Here is a 13509-nt window from a genome sequence, read left to right on the forward strand (position 1 = left end):
CATGTCCGACATTCCGCAGGAGCGCCGCGTCGTCACCGCCATTCCCGGCCCGAAGTCGGTGGAGCTGCAGGCCCGCCGTGTCGCGGCGGTCGCCGCGGGCGTGGGTTCCACGCTGCCGGTGTTCGCCGCCCGGGCGGGCGGCGGGATCATCGAGGACGTGGACGGCAACCGGCTGATCGACTTCGGTTCCGGTATCGCCGTGACGTCGGTGGGTGCCTCGGCCGAGGCGGTCGTGCGCCGCGCCTCGGCGCAGCTCGCCGACTTCACCCACACCTGTTTCATGGTCACGCCGTACGAGGGCTACGTCGAGGTCTGTGAGCAGCTCGCGGAGCTGACGCCGGGCGACCACCCGAAGAAGTCGGCGCTGTTCAACTCGGGTGCCGAGGCCGTCGAGAACGCCGTGAAGATCGCCCGCGCCTGGACCAGGCGGACCGCGGTCGTCGTGTTCGACCACGGCTACCACGGCCGGACGAACCTCACCATGGGCATGACGGCGAAGAACATGCCGTACAAGCAGGGCTTCGGTCCGTTCGCGCCGGAGGTCTACCGCGTCCCGGTGGCGTACGGCTACCGCTGGCCGACCGGCGCGGAGAACGCCGGCGCCGAGGCTTCCGCGCAGGCCATCGACGAGATCACCAAGCAGATCGGCGCCGACAACGTCGCGGCGATCATCATCGAGCCGGTCCTCGGCGAGGGCGGGTTCATCGAGCCGGCCAAGGGCTTCCTGCCGGCGATCGCGCGGTTCGCGAAGGACAACGGCATCGTCTTCGTCGCGGACGAGATCCAGTCCGGCTTCTGCCGCACCGGCCAGTGGTTCGCCTGCGAGGACGAGGGCATCGTCCCGGACCTGATCACCACGGCGAAGGGCATCGCGGGCGGGCTGCCGCTCTCCGCGGTGACCGGCCGCGCCGAGATCATGGACGCCGCGCACTCCGGCGGCCTCGGGGGCACGTACGGCGGCAACCCGGTGGCGTGCGCGGGCGCGCTCGGTGCCATCGAGACGATGCGCGAGCTGGACCTGAACGGGAAGGCCAGGCGCATCGAGGAGGTCATGAAGGGCCGCCTGGCCGAGCTGCGGGCGAAGCTCCCGAACGGCGACATCATCGGGGACATCCGCGGCCGTGGCGCGATGATCGCGATCGAGCTGGTGAAGTCCGGCACGAAGGACCCCGACGCGGCCGCCGCGGGGGCGCTGGCCAAGGCCTGCCACGCGGAGGGCCTGCTGGTGCTGACCTGCGGCACGTACGGCAACGTCCTGCGCTTCCTGCCGCCGCTGGTCATCGGCGAGGACCTGCTGAACGAGGGTCTGGACATCATCGAGGGCGCCTTCGCCCGGATCTGATCCGGGCCGGGCGGGCCGGGTGGGCGCCGGTCGTGAGCCGGGGTGGTGCGAGGTCGGCGATGGTCCGTTTTCCATCGGAATGACCGTCACCCCGGTGAGGGCCTGTGAAGAAGGTGTGCGGGGGCAATGGCGGGTTACCGTGGGCGCTGTCGGACCACCCTTTCCCTGACGTACGGTTTCCACAGATGAGTGAAACACCCCGCTCGCAGGAGACTGCGGGCGATGCCGGGCCGGGGCTCCCCCCGCACCGACCCGGCCGTGCCCTCGCGCACACCGCTGGAGCTTCGGGCTCCGGAACTCCTCACCGATCGGATGGCCGCTCGCCCCACACCCCCCGGGGCGCGCGGCGGACCGATCCGACCGGCCACCCCGGAACAATCCCCCCTGTTCCCCGGTGGCCGGTTCTTCTCGTTCTCCAGGTTTCGGTGCTGCTGGCGGTCTTCTCGGTGGTCACCTGGCAGGTCGTGGCCGAGGGCCCCCTGCTCGGCCCCGACGAGCGGCTCGGGCTGGAGCTGGCCGGGCGCGGTCCGGCCCGGCTCACCGACCTCTTCGCCGATCTCGGCAACATGGAGGTCGCCGTTCCGGTGCTGGCGTGCGCGGTCCTCGTCACGTGGTTCCGCGGTGCCCGCCGCGCGGCGGTGTACGCCGTCGCGGCCATGGCGGCCGTACCCGCGCTGGTCGTGCCCCTCAAGCTGTGGACGGACCGGCAGGGCCCGCTCACGGAGGCCACCGGCTACTACCCGTCGGGCCACACGGCCACGGCGGCGGTGGCGTACGGGGCGGCGGCCCTGCTGCTCACGCCGTACGTGCGGCGGTCGTGGATGATGCTCGTCGCCGCCGTCCTGCTCACGGCGACGACGAGCATCGGTCTGGTGCTGCGCGGCTACCACTGGCCGCTGGACGTGCTCGCCAGCTGGTGCCTGGCGTCGGTACTGCTGCTCGTGCTGCGGGCGGCGGTGCCGCGGAGGGCCGGGGCTCACCGTCCGAGCGGCGCCGCGGGCGGTCAGGTCCCGAAGTAGCGGCGCCGCGGGCGGTCAGCTCCCGAAGTAGGCGTCGAAGTTCTTCGAGAACTCCCAGTTGTTGAAGCGGTCCCAGTTGATGGACCAGGTCATCAGCCCGCGGAGCCCCGACCAGGTGCCGTGGGTCCGGTACGAGCCACAGTCGGTCTTCTTCGTGAGGCAGTTCAGCGCCTTGGTGACCTCGGCGGGCGAGGTGTGGCCGTTGCCCGCCTGGGTGGAGGCCGGGAGGCCGAAGGCGACCTGCTCGGGGCGCAGCGCCGGGAAGACCTTGGTCTGGTCCCCGGCGACGGGGAAGCCGGTGAGCAGCATGTCGGTCATGGCGGTGTGGAAGTCGGCGCCGCCCATGGAGTGGTACTGGTTGTCCAGGCCCATGATGGGGCCCGAGTTGTAGTCCTGGACGTGCAGCAGGGTGAGGTCGTCGCGCAGGGCGTGGATGACCGGCAGGTAGGCGCCGGCGCGCGGGTCCTGGCCGCCCCAGGGGCCCGAGCCGTAGTACTGGTAGCCGAGCTGTACGAAGAAGGTCTCGGGGGCCATGGTGAGGACGAAGTCGTCGCCGTACTTGGCCTTGAGGGTCTTCACCGCGGAGATCAGGTTGACGATGACGGGGGTCGTCGGGCTGCGGAAGTCGGTGTCCCCGGTGTTCAGCGAGAGCGAGTGGCCCTCGAAGTCGATGTCCAGGCCGTCGAGCCCGTAGGTGTCGATGATCTTGCTCACGGAGGAGACGAAAGTGTCGCGAGCGGCGGTGGAGGCGAGCTGCACCTGTCCGTTCTGGCCGCCGATGGAGATCAGCACCTTCTTGCCGGCGGCCTGCTTGGCCTTGACCGCGGCCTTGAACTCCGCCTCGGTCTCCACGCCCGGGCACTCGGCGGCGGGGCAGAGCGAGAAGCGGATGTCGCCGGAGGTGACGGACGTCGGTTCGCCGAAGGCGAGGTTGATGACGTCCCACGAGTCGGGCACGTCCGCCATCCGGGTGTAGCCGGAGCCGTTGGCGAAACTGGAGTGCAGGTAGCCGACGAGGGCGTGGGCGGGGAGGTCCCCGTTCCCGCCTCCCCCACCGCCGGCGGTCGTGGTGGCGCTCACGGCGGCGGACTTCGCGGACTCGCCCGCGGCGTTGACCGCGGTGACCTGGAAGCCGTAAGCGGTGGACGCGGCCAGTCCCGTCACGGTCGCCGAGGTGCCGGTGGTGTCGAGGACCTTCGTACCGTTGCGGTAGACGTGGTAGCCGGTCGCCCCGGAGGAGGCCGTCCAGGACAGCGGGACCGAGGACGAGGTGGCCGTCCCGGCGCGCAGTCCGGTGGGTGCGGCGGGCACGACGACGGGGTCGCCGCCGGGGCCGGTCAGGGTGAGGTCGTCGGCGTAGTAGGCCGGAGTGCCGTACCAGCCGTGGGTGTAGACGGTCACGGAGGTGGTGGCCGCTCCGGTGCGGAACGTGGTGGTGAGCCGCTTGTACGCACCGGCGGACTGCGTCCAGGTCGAGACGTCCGTGGTGCCGGTTCCGGACGCGCCGAGGTAGACGTAACTGCCCTGCACCCACGCGCTCAGTGTGTACGCGGAGTCGGGCTTCACCGTCACGGTCTGGGAGCACCTGGCGTTGTCGCTGCCGGCCGGGGTCGCCTTCAGCGCCGACGTACCGCTGTGCACGGGCGTGGTGACGGCGGCTCCGCTGCCGCCCGTGCAGCTCCAGCCGGCGAGTCCGGCCTCGAAGCCGCCGTTGCGTGCGAGGTCGGCGTCGGCCGCACCGGCGGCCGGCGCCGAGGCGACCAGTCCGCCGGCGGCGAGCAGGGCGGCCGAGAAGGCTGCCAGAAGTCCGGAGAATCGGACGGGTGGTCCGGTGCGTTCCACAACAGCCTCCGTGCAGGGGGGAATTGAGTGGGGCCGCGCACAACATGGTCCAGACCAATCAGGTTGTCAAGACCTCTGGCGGTTCCTCACCCCTCTTCGTCGCCCGCGCCGAGCGCTGCGGCCTGCCCGTCCGCCCGGGTGGATGCCGCCGTTCGGGGGATCCACCGGCCGCTCCCGCCCTTCTCCCGGGCGGAGCGGGTATCCCCTGACGAGACGAAAGAGGGACACGATGCCGCTCTACCTGTCGAGGTTCAGCTACACGCCGGAAACGTGGGCACGCCTGATCGGCCACCCCGAGGACCGCTCGAAGGCCGCCCGGTCGTACATCGAGTCCGTCGGCGGGAAGCTCCACGGCTTCTGGTACGCCTTCGGCACGCATGACGGCTACAACCTCTGGGAAGCTCCGGACAACGTGTCCATGGCCGCGGTCGCGCTGGCGATCGGCGGAGGTGGCGCGCTCGACTCGTTCGAGACGACGGTCCTGCTGAGCGTCGAGGAAACGCTCGATGCCCTGCAGAAGGCCGGGCAGATCGGATACCGGGCCCCCGGCGCGTAGCGATGCGGGCTCCGAGGGGGAAGCACCCGCTCAGTCGCGGTCGCCTCCCCCGTAGCCGCTTCGGGCGGCCACGGCCTCGTGCATCGCGAGTTCCAGGACGGTCGCGTCGGTGAGGGTTCCGGACCCGTCCGGCTGGATGAGCCACCGGACCCCGCCGACCGTGCGGCCCGGGTGGGGAACGACGACCCAGGTGCCCTGTCCCGCCCCGCGGATGCCGGTTCCGAGCCAGCGCGCCGTCGTTCCCGGCGCCACGAAGAACCCCATGCGGGCTTCGCCGAAATCGTCGAGGACCGGCCCCGGCCGGTCGATGAGCCGGGTGAGCACATCGAGGGTCGGACAGCCCAGTTCCCCGGGAAGGATCAGTACGTCCCAGCGCTTTCCGGCGGGAAGGAGCGCGATCCCCTGCGGATCGCGCTCCCACTCCCACCGGCAGGCCGCCGGGTCCGGTGCCACCGATGCGAGCCATTCGACAGCGGCGTGTGCCCCCGTGCCGGTCATGGACTACCTCCTCCGACGTGGGCACCGGCAGGTTCCTGCCGGTGCGTTCACGTAGGAGAGAGCCGTCCGCCCGGATCATGACGCGGGTTCGGTCACCCGTCTGCGGTGAGCTGGGTCACTCACACGGTCCTCTCGGCTGCCGGAGCCTCAGCTGTCGAACCCGAGTCCCATCCGGTCCATGGCCCGCAGCCACAGGTTGCGGTGTCCGCCGTGGCTGTCCGCGCGGGCGAGCGACCGTTTGGTGAGCTCGATCCCGGCCCAGGCGAACGGCTCGGGCGGGAACGGCAGCGGCTTGGAGCGGACCATGTCGAGGGCGGTGCGCTCCGTTTCCTCTCCGGACAGCAGATCCAGCATCACATCGGCCCCGAAACGCGTGGCCCCGACGCCCAGTCCGGTGTATCCGGCCGCATAGGCGACCCGGCCGCGATGGGCCGTTCCGAAGAACGCGGAGAACCGCGAACAGGTGTCGATCGCACCGCCCCAGGCGTGACTGAAACGCACCCCGGAGAGCTGCGGAAAACACTCGAAGAACTGGCCCGCGAGTTTGAGGAAAGTCTCCGGGCGCTGGTCGAGATCGGAATTCAGCCGGCCCCCGTAGGGATAGATCGCGTCGTATCCGCCCCACAGGATCCGGTTGTCGGCGGAGAGCCGGAAATAGTGGAACTGATTCGCGCTGTCCCCCAGTCCCTGCCGGTTCTGCCAGCCGATCGAGGCGAGCTGGTCGGCGGTGAGCGGTTCGGTCGTCAGCGCGTAGTCGTACACCGGGACGGTGAACGGGCGCATGCGCTTGACCAGCGACGGAAAGACGTTCGTGCCGAGTGCGACCTTACGGGCGAAGACCCTGCCGTACGGCGTGCGCACCGCCATGCCGGCACCTTGCGCGGCAAGGTCGAGGGCCCTGGTGTGCTCGAAGATCCGTACACCCAGACCGAGGCAGGCCCGCTTCAGCCCCCAGACGAGCTTCGCCGGGTGAAGCATGGCGACCCCGCGCCGGTCCCACAGCCCGCCCAGGAAGGTCGGTGAGTCGACCTGCGCGCGGACCTGGTCCCGGTCCAGGAACTCCACCCCCGAGAAGCCGAGCTGCTGGGTCCGGCGGTGCCATTCCCGCAGTTCGTCGAGCTGGTGCGGCTCGGTGGCCACATCGATCTCGCCCGTGCGCTCGAAGTCGCAGTCGATGGAGTAGCGGGCGACGGCCGCCTCGATGGCGTCGAGGTTCCGTCCGCCCAGCTCCTCCAGTTCCCCGATCTCCGCCGGCCAGCGTTCCAGTCCGTTGGCCAGGCCGTGGGTCAGCGAGGCGGCGCAGAATCCGCCGTTGCGGCCCGAGGCGGCCCAGCCCACCTCGTGTCCCTCGACGAGCACGACATCGCGCCCGGGGTCCCGTTCCTTGGCGAGCAGCGCGGTCCACAGTCCGCTGTAACCGCCGCCGACGACGAGGAGGTCGCACCGTTCGTCGCCGGTGAGCGCGGGGAGCGCTCCGGGCCTTCCCGGGTCGTCGAGCCAGTAGGAGAGGGGGCGTGCGTCGGAGAGTGAATGTGCGGCAGTACGCATGGCGTCCGGGGCCATGGTTTCCAACTCCTTAGAGGTGCCTATTTTCCTGCTCTGCTCTTCCGCCGGTTCGCTATGAGCTGGCCGAGGAGCACCACCGCCACGGCGAGGACGAACATGGCCGTCCCGATGACGTTGATCTGTACGGGTGTTCCGCGCTGCGCCGATCCCCAGACGAACATGGGGAACGTGACCGTGGAACCCGCGTTGAAATTGGTGATGATGAAGTCGTCGAAGGAGAGCGCGAAGGCGAGCAGGGCTCCGGCGGCGATTCCGGGGGCGGCGATGGGCAGGGTCACCCGGAGGAAGGTCTGCACGGGTCCGGCGTAGAGATCGCGGGCCGCCTCCTCCAGCCTCGGGTCCATCGACATCACCCGCGCCTTGACCGCCGTCACCACGAAGCTGAGGCAGAACATGATGTGCGCGATCAGCACGGTCCAGAAGCCCAGCTCGGCACCCATGTTGAGGAAGAGCGTGAGCAGCGAGGCGGCCATGACGACCTCGGGCATCGCCATCGGGAGGAAGATCAGCGAGTTGATCGCGCCGCGCGCCCTGAAGCGGTAGCGGACCAGCGCGAAGGCGATCATCGTGCCGAGCGCCGTCGCGCCGAGCGTCGCCCAGAAGGCGATCCGCAGCGAGAGCGAGAGCGAGCCGCAGAGGTCGGCGACGCCGCAGGGGTCCTTCCAGGCGTCCAGCGAGAAGCGCTGCCAGGCGTAGTTGAAGCGCCCGTTCGGCTTGTTGAAGGAGAACACCATCACGACGACGTTCGGCAGGATCATGTACGCGAGGGTCAGCAGACCCGCGATCACGACCAGGTTCCGGCGAAGCAGGCGAAGTACGGCCATCAGACCAGGTCCTCCGTCCCGGAGCGGCGGATGTAGACGGTGACCACGAGCAGGACGACCGCCATGAGGATGAACGAGAGGGCGGCCGCGGTCGGGTAGTCCAGGACGCGCAGGAACTGCGTCTGGATGACGCTGCCGACCATCTTGGTGTCGGTGGAGCCGAGCAGTTCCGCGTTGACGTAGTCGCCGCTGGCCGGGATGAAGGTCAGCAGGGTGCCGGAGACCACCCCGGGCATGGACAGCGGGAACGTCACTTTGCGGAAGGTGGTGGCGGGGGTGGCGTACAGGTCGCCCGCCGCCTCGTGCAGCCGGCCGTCGATCCGCTCCAGCGAGGTGTACAGCGGCAGGATCATGAACGGCAGGAAGTTGTACGTCAGACCGCAGACGACGGCCATCGGGGTGGCCAGGACCCGGTTGTTCTCGGTCCAGCCGAGCCAGCTGGTGACGTCCAGGACGTGCAGGGTGTCCAGCACGTCGACGACCGCGCCGCCGTCCGCGAGGATCGTCTTCCAGGCGAGCGTCCGGATCAGGAAGCTGGTGAAGAACGGCGCGATGACCAGCACGAGCACCAGGTTGCGCCAGCGGCCGGCCTTGAAAGCGATCAGGTACGCGAGCGGGTAGCCGAGCAGCAGGCACAGGAGGGTGGCGGAGCCGGCGTAGAGCAGGGATCGGACGAACTGCGGGTAGTAGTCGGCGAAGGCGTCCCAGTACGTCCGGAAGTGCCAGGTGACCTCGAAGCCCTTCTCCAGGGATCCGGTCTGTACGGAGGTCGACGCCTGGTAGACCATCGGCAGCGCGAAGAAGACGAGCAGCCACAGGATGCCGGGGAGCAGCAGCCAGTACGGGACGAGCCGCCTGCGGGTGGACCGCTTGCGGACCACCGGTTCGGTGGCCGGCGCCGGTGGCGCGTCGGTGACGCTCACGCGGCGTCCTCCACGCTCTCCACACCGGCGTCCATCGGCTGGTCGGCGTCCAGGCCGAAGGTGTGGGCCGGGTTCCAGTGCAGGACGACCTCGGCGCCCGGGACGAGCCGGGTGTCCCTCTCGATGTTCTGCTCGTACACCTGCAGCGCCTTGCCCGCGGGGCTCTCCACGACGTACTGGGTGGAGACGCCGATGAAGCTGGAGTCGATGATCCTTCCGGTGACCCGGTTACGGCCGTCGGGTATGGACTCCGCCTGGTCGGCGTGGGCGAGGGTGATCTTCTCGGGGCGGACGCCGAGGAGCAGCCTGCCGCCGGTCGTCACCTCGGCGGGACATCGCCCGGCGGGCAGCCGTACCGTCCCGCCGCCGGCGGCGACGACGATGTCGGTGGCCGCCGAGACGACATCGCCCTCGATGAGGTTGGAGGTACCCAGGAAGTTCGCCACGAAGGTGGTCCGCGGGTTCTCGTAGAGGTCGGCGGGGGCGCCGAGCTGTTCGACCCGGCCACCGTTCATCACCGCGACGGTGTCGGCCATGGTCATGGCCTCCTCCTGGTCGTGGGTGACGTGGATGAAGGTGATGCCGACCTCGGTCTGGATCCGTTTGAGTTCGAGCTGCATCTGGCGGCGCAGCTTGAGGTCCAGGGCGCCGAGGGGCTCGTCCAGGAGGAGGACCTGGGGGTGGTTGATGAGGGCGCGGGCCACGGCGACGCGCTGCTGCTGGCCGCCGGAGAGCTGGTGCGGTTTGCGGTGGGCGAAGTCGCCGAGCTGGACGAGCTCCAGCATCTCGCCGACCTGCTTCTTCACGGACTTGACGCCGCGTCGGCGCAGCCCGAAGGCGATGTTCTCGCTCACGTCGAGGTGCGGGAAGAGCGCGTAGCTCTGGAAGACGGTGTTGACGGGCCGCTTGTACGGGGGCAGGTCCGTGATGTCCGTGCCGCCGAGCGAGACCGTGCCGGTGGTGGCCTCCTCCAGACCGGCGATCATCCGCAGGGTGGTGGTCTTGCCGCAGCCGGACGCGCCGAGCAGGGCGAAGAAGGAGCCCTGCGGGACGGTCAGGTCGAGTGGCTGCACGGCGGTGAAGGAGCCGTAGGTCTTGCTGATCCCGGTGAGTCGGACGTCGCCGCCCGCTGTCTGCCGCTGTGTCATGGGTCGCAGTCCCAGTGGTGTCGGGGGAGTTCGGGAAGAGGGGGACGGGCCGGCCGTGCGCCGTGGAGCGTACGGGCCGGTCGGGCGCCGACGGAAGGACGGGCCGTGAGGGGCGGGCCGGTCCGGTCAGGCGCCGATGAGCTTGGCGAACTTCTCCTCGTACGCCGTCTCTTCCTCGGCGCTGAGCGAGCGGAAGGAGCGCGACTTCGCGGCCATCTCCCTGTCCGGGAGGATCAGCGTGTTCGAGGCCATCGACTCGTCGATCTTCGCGAGTTCCGCGGCGACCCCGTCCACCGGACAGACGTAGTTGATGTAGGCGGCGAGCTGGGCGGCGACCGGGGGCTCGTAGTAGTAGTCCATGAGCTTCTCGGCGTTGGTCTTGTGCCGGGCCCTGGCGGGGACCAGCATGTTGTCGCTCGACGTGATGTAGCCGGCGGCCGGGATCGTGAACTTGATGTCCGGGTTGTCGGCCTGGAGCTGGATGATGTCGCCTGCCCAGGCGACGCAGGCCGCGATGTCGCCCTTGCTGAGGTCCGCGGTGTAGTCGTTGCCGGTGAAGCGGCGTATCTGCTTCTTGTCGACGCCCTTCTGGATCCTGCCTATCGCCGCGTCGTAGTCGGCGTCGGTGAACGAGCCGGGGTCCTTGCCCATGTCGAGGAGGGTCATGCCGACCGAGTCGCGCATCTCGGAGAGGAAGGAGACCCTGCCCTTGAGCTTCGGGTCGTCGAGCAGCTGGGTGACGGAGTCGACCTTCCGCCCGCCGGTCGCCTTCTCGTTGTAGGCGATGACGGTGGGTATGCCGGTCCAGGGGTAGGAGTAGGCGCGTCCCGGGTCCCAGTCCGGGCTGCGGAACTGTGCCGAGAGGTTGGCGAAGGCGTGCGGCAGGTTCGCCGGGTCGAGCTTCTGCGCCCAGCCGAGCCGGATGATGCGCGCGGCGAGCCAGTCGGTGACGATGATCAGGTCGCGGCCGGTGTCCTGTCCCGCGGCGAGCTGCGGTTTGATCTTCCCGAAGAACTCGACGTTGTCGTTGATGTCCTCGGTGTACTTGACCGTGATCCCGGTGCGCTTCGTGAACACCTCCAGGGTCGGACGGCTCTTCTCGTCCTCACCGACGTCCATGTACTCGGTCCAGTTGGAGAAGGTGATCCGTTTCTCCTGGGCCGAGTGGTCGTCCGACGCCGCCGCGGCCTCACCTTCCCGCTTCGCCGGCGGGATGCCGCACGCGCTCAGCGTGCCGAGGCCACCGAGCGCCAGGGCGCCCATGCCCGAGGCGCGGAGAAGTGAACGGCGGGTGAGGGCACCCCTGCCGCCCGCCAGGCTGCGCCTCATGGCGGCCAGCTGTGGCGCGGAGAGGCTCTCGGCCTCGTACTCCTGCATACGCGTTGCCCTTTCGGGTGGGTGGGGCCGCCGGGTGGCGGCCTGCTATCGGTCCCCGAAGACGGTGCGGTGCCAGTCCTTCGCGGCCACCGCGGTGTTGTCGTACATGACGTGCTTGACCTGCGTGTACTCATCGAACGAGTACGACGACATGTCCTTGCCGAATCCGCTGGCCTTGTATCCGCCGTGCGGCATCTCGCTGATGATCGGGATGTGGTCGTTGATCCACACGCAGCCCGCCCTCAGCTCACGGGTGGCGCGGTTCGCCCGGTACAGGTCGCGGCTCCAGGCGGAGGCGGCGAGCCCGTAGGGGGTGTCGTTGGCGAGGCGGATTCCCTCGTCGTCGGTGTCGAAGGGCAGGACGACCAGGACCGGGCCGAAGATCTCCGAGGTCACGATCTCGCTGTCCTGGGCGGCGCCCGTGATCAGGGTCGGCCGGTAGTACGCCCCGTCCGCGAGGTCGCCGCCGGGGGCCTCACCACCGGTGACGACGGTGGCGTACGCGCGGGCGCGCTCGACGAACCCGGCGACCCGGTCACGTTGCTGACGGCTGATCAGTGGGCCGAGGTCGGTGGACGGGTCGAAGGGGTCGCCGAGCCGCACGGTCTCCATGAGTCCGGCGACACCCGCGACGAAGGCGTCGTACAGCGGCCGCTGCACATAGGCGCGGGTGGCGGCCGTGCAGTCCTGGCCGGTGTTGATGAGGGCTCCGGCGACCGCCCCGTTGACCGCGGCGTCGAGGTCGGCGTCGTCGAACACGAGGAACGGCGCCTTGCCGCCGAGCTCCAGGTGGAGGCGCTTGACGGTGGCGGCGGCGATCTCGGCGACGCGCCTGCCGACCGCGGTCGAGCCGGTGAAGGAGGTCATCACGACGTCGGGGTGGCCGACGAGGTGTTCGCCGGCGTCCCTGCCCGCCCCGGAGACGATGTTGATCACGCCGTCGGGGATGCCCGCCTCCGTCGCGGCCTGCGCGAACATCAGCGAGGTCAGCGGGGTGATCTCGGCGGGCTTGAGCACGACGGTGTTGCCCGCGGCGACGGCCGGCAGGATCTTCCAGGCGGCCATCTGGAGCGGGTAGTTCCAGGGCGCGATGGAGCCGACGACCCCGAGGGGCTCACGGCGTACGTAGGAGGTGTGGTCGCCGCTGTACTCGCCGGCCGACTTCCCTTCCAGGTGACGGGCGGCGCCCGCGAAGAACGCGGTGTTGTCGACGGTGCCGGGCACGTCGAACTCGGTGGAGAGCTTGACCGGCTTGCCGCACTGCAGGGATTCGGCGTACGCGAAGTCCTCGGCCCGCGCGGCGAGTACGGCGGCGAAACGGTGCAGCAGTTCGGACCGCTCGGCGGGGGTGGCGCCGGACCAGCCGGGGAACGCCTCCCGGGCCGCGGCGACGGCCGCGTCCACCTCGTCGGTTCCGGCCAGTTCGTAGCGGTACACGGTCTCGCCCGTGGCGGGGTTCACCACCTCCTGGTGGCGCCCCGACGTGCCGGGCCGCAGCCGTCCGCCGATGTACTGCGCACCGCCGGCGAAGCGGTCCCGCATCTGGAAGCCGTTGCCCATGACGCTCTCCTGGGCCGTCCCCGCGGAACGGGAGCGGCGTAGCTTCTTCTTGAATTGAGTGCCGATCCTGACAGAGAGGACCTCCACCAACAAGGGATTCCGTTGTTTCCTTTTGGTTACGCGACGGAATCTGTCGACGATGTGTCGTGCGGTGGCGGAAATCCCCGTACGGATTGTCAGTGGTGGATGCCAGACTCGGCTGTCATGGAGCAGAGTTACACGGACGGCCTTCTCGCCCGGGCGGCACGCGGCGAGAGCGTGAAGTACCTGCCGTTCTGGGGGCATCGGCCCCGTCCGGACGGCCGGCTCGGTGAGAGCTGTCTCAGCCAGTGGTGGCCGTCGCCGTTCACGGTGGATTCGGTGACCTACGCGTCGGCCGAGCACTGGATGATGGCCGGCAAGGCCCGCCTCTTCGGTGACACGGAGGCCGAGGCGCAGGCCGTGGCGGCGTCCAGCCCCGCGGTGGCGAAGAAGGTGGGCCGGCTGGTCCGGGACTTCGACGACGGCGTGTGGATACGTGAGCGGTTCGGCCTGGTGGTGGCGGGCAGCGTGCACAAGTTCGGGCAGGATCCCGCGCTGCGGGCGTACCTGCTGGGCACGGGGGAACGGGTGCTCGTCGAGGCGAGCCCGATGGACCGGATCTGGGGCATCGGGCTGGCGAAGGACGATCCGCGGACCGGGGATCCGGCGGCCTGGCGTGGGCTGAATCTGCTGGGCTTCGCGCTCATGGAGGCGCGTTCACAGCTGCGCGCGCGGTGAAACGGCCCGTGGCGGGGGGCCGGGCACCCGGTCCCCCGCCCCCCCCCACGCCTCGGGTGTACACCCCGACCCACCGGGGGGCGGCCACCCACCGG

11 protein-coding genes and 1 pseudogene are annotated in these 13509 nt (G+C 69.9%); 4 read left to right on the forward strand and 8 right to left on the reverse strand.

The window, feature by feature from the left end; genetic code table 11:
- Position 1 precedes the first annotated feature (1 nt).
- The gene (gene gabT / locus ACFWVP_RS29495) at positions 2 to 1342 is read left to right on the forward strand and encodes a 4-aminobutyrate--2-oxoglutarate transaminase (RefSeq protein WP_384501021.1); all 1341 of its coding nucleotides are present in this window, start codon (positions 2 to 4) and stop codon (positions 1340 to 1342) included.
- A gap of 185 nt (positions 1343 to 1527) precedes the next feature.
- Positions 1528 to 2426 (forward strand): annotated as a pseudogene (locus tag ACFWVP_RS29500) (phosphatase PAP2 family protein).
- Here ACFWVP_RS29500 and ACFWVP_RS29505 read toward each other — a convergent pair.
- On the reverse strand, positions 2377 to 4203 hold the full coding sequence (locus tag ACFWVP_RS29505; protein WP_384501022.1) for a chitinase: 1827 nt from the start codon (positions 4201 to 4203) through the stop codon (positions 2377 to 2379). The pseudogene ACFWVP_RS29500 and the gene ACFWVP_RS29505 overlap by 50 nt on opposite strands.
- Before the next feature lie 229 nt (positions 4204 to 4432).
- Between ACFWVP_RS29505 and ACFWVP_RS29510 the strand changes: the two genes are divergently transcribed.
- A complete protein-coding gene (locus tag ACFWVP_RS29510; protein WP_384501023.1) occupies positions 4433 to 4759 on the forward strand; it encodes a GYD domain-containing protein in 327 nt (108 codons plus the stop codon).
- A gap of 30 nt (positions 4760 to 4789) precedes the next feature.
- On the opposite strand, the gene ACFWVP_RS29515 is transcribed toward ACFWVP_RS29510, so the two are convergent.
- The 7 genes from ACFWVP_RS29515 to ACFWVP_RS29545 all read right to left on the reverse strand — a co-directional run bounded on the left by ACFWVP_RS29515 (position 4790) and on the right by ACFWVP_RS29545 (position 12655).
- Positions 4790 to 5257 (reverse strand): hypothetical protein, encoded by a 468-nt coding sequence (locus ACFWVP_RS29515; RefSeq protein WP_384501024.1) that lies wholly within the window; start codon positions 5255 to 5257, stop codon positions 4790 to 4792.
- A gap of 147 nt (positions 5258 to 5404) precedes the next feature.
- Positions 5405 to 6820, reverse strand: coding sequence for an NAD(P)/FAD-dependent oxidoreductase (locus ACFWVP_RS29520; RefSeq protein ID WP_384501025.1), 1416 nt, complete (start codon positions 6818 to 6820; stop codon positions 5405 to 5407).
- Positions 6821 to 6843: 23 nt separating this feature from the next.
- Positions 6844 to 7647 (reverse strand): ABC transporter permease, encoded by an 804-nt coding sequence (locus ACFWVP_RS29525; protein WP_384501026.1) that lies wholly within the window; start codon positions 7645 to 7647, stop codon positions 6844 to 6846.
- Positions 7647 to 8570, reverse strand: a complete 924-nt coding sequence (locus ACFWVP_RS29530; RefSeq protein WP_384501027.1) for an ABC transporter permease — start codon at positions 8568 to 8570, stop codon at positions 7647 to 7649. The genes ACFWVP_RS29525 and ACFWVP_RS29530 overlap by 1 nt, the downstream gene beginning before the upstream one ends.
- On the reverse strand, positions 8567 to 9718 hold the full coding sequence (locus ACFWVP_RS29535; protein ID WP_384501028.1) for an ABC transporter ATP-binding protein: 1152 nt from the start codon (positions 9716 to 9718) through the stop codon (positions 8567 to 8569). The genes ACFWVP_RS29530 and ACFWVP_RS29535 overlap by 4 nt, the downstream gene beginning before the upstream one ends.
- A gap of 126 nt (positions 9719 to 9844) precedes the next feature.
- Positions 9845 to 11095: a spermidine/putrescine ABC transporter substrate-binding protein gene (locus tag ACFWVP_RS29540; RefSeq protein ID WP_384501029.1), complete on the reverse strand. Its 1251-nt coding sequence runs from the start codon at positions 11093 to 11095 to the stop codon at positions 9845 to 9847.
- Positions 11096 to 11140: 45 nt separating this feature from the next.
- Positions 11141 to 12655 carry a gamma-aminobutyraldehyde dehydrogenase gene (locus ACFWVP_RS29545; RefSeq protein WP_384501032.1) on the reverse strand — a complete coding sequence of 505 codons (1515 nt, stop codon included), beginning with the start codon at positions 12653 to 12655 and terminating at the stop codon, positions 11141 to 11143.
- 204 nt (positions 12656 to 12859) lie between these two features.
- Between ACFWVP_RS29545 and ACFWVP_RS29550 the strand changes: the two genes are divergently transcribed.
- Entirely contained in the window at positions 12860 to 13414 is a 555-nt protein-coding gene (locus ACFWVP_RS29550) for an NADAR family protein (protein WP_384501030.1), read from the forward strand.
- The last annotated feature ends 95 nt before the right edge of the window (positions 13415 to 13509 follow it).

Source organism: Streptomyces sp. NPDC058637 (assembly GCF_042717325.1).
Taxonomy (GTDB): domain Bacteria; phylum Actinomycetota; class Actinomycetes; order Streptomycetales; family Streptomycetaceae; genus Streptomyces.

Bases quoted from the DNA above. Each gene is read 5' to 3' on its own strand.
- ACFWVP_RS29525 (WP_384501026.1), bottom strand. From the start codon at position 7,647: ATGGCCGTACTTCGCCTGCTTCGCCGGAACCTGGTCGTGATCGCGGGT.
- ACFWVP_RS29510 (WP_384501023.1), top strand. From the start codon at position 4,433: ATGCCGCTCTACCTGTCGAGGTTCAGCTACACGCCGGAAACGTGGGCA.
- ACFWVP_RS29550 (WP_384501030.1), top strand. From the start codon at position 12,860: ATGGAGCAGAGTTACACGGACGGCCTTCTCGCCCGGGCGGCACGCGGC.
- gabT (WP_384501021.1), top strand. From the start codon at position 2: ATGTCCGACATTCCGCAGGAGCGCCGCGTCGTCACCGCCATTCCCGGC.
- ACFWVP_RS29520 (WP_384501025.1), bottom strand. From the start codon at position 6,820: ATGGCCCCGGACGCCATGCGTACTGCCGCACATTCACTCTCCGACGCA.
- ACFWVP_RS29545 (WP_384501032.1), bottom strand. From the start codon at position 12,655: ATGGGCAACGGCTTCCAGATGCGGGACCGCTTCGCCGGCGGTGCGCAG.
- ACFWVP_RS29540 (WP_384501029.1), bottom strand. From the start codon at position 11,095: ATGCAGGAGTACGAGGCCGAGAGCCTCTCCGCGCCACAGCTGGCCGCC.
- ACFWVP_RS29535 (WP_384501028.1), bottom strand. From the start codon at position 9,718: ATGACACAGCGGCAGACAGCGGGCGGCGACGTCCGACTCACCGGGATC.
- ACFWVP_RS29515 (WP_384501024.1), bottom strand. From the start codon at position 5,257: ATGACCGGCACGGGGGCACACGCCGCTGTCGAATGGCTCGCATCGGTG.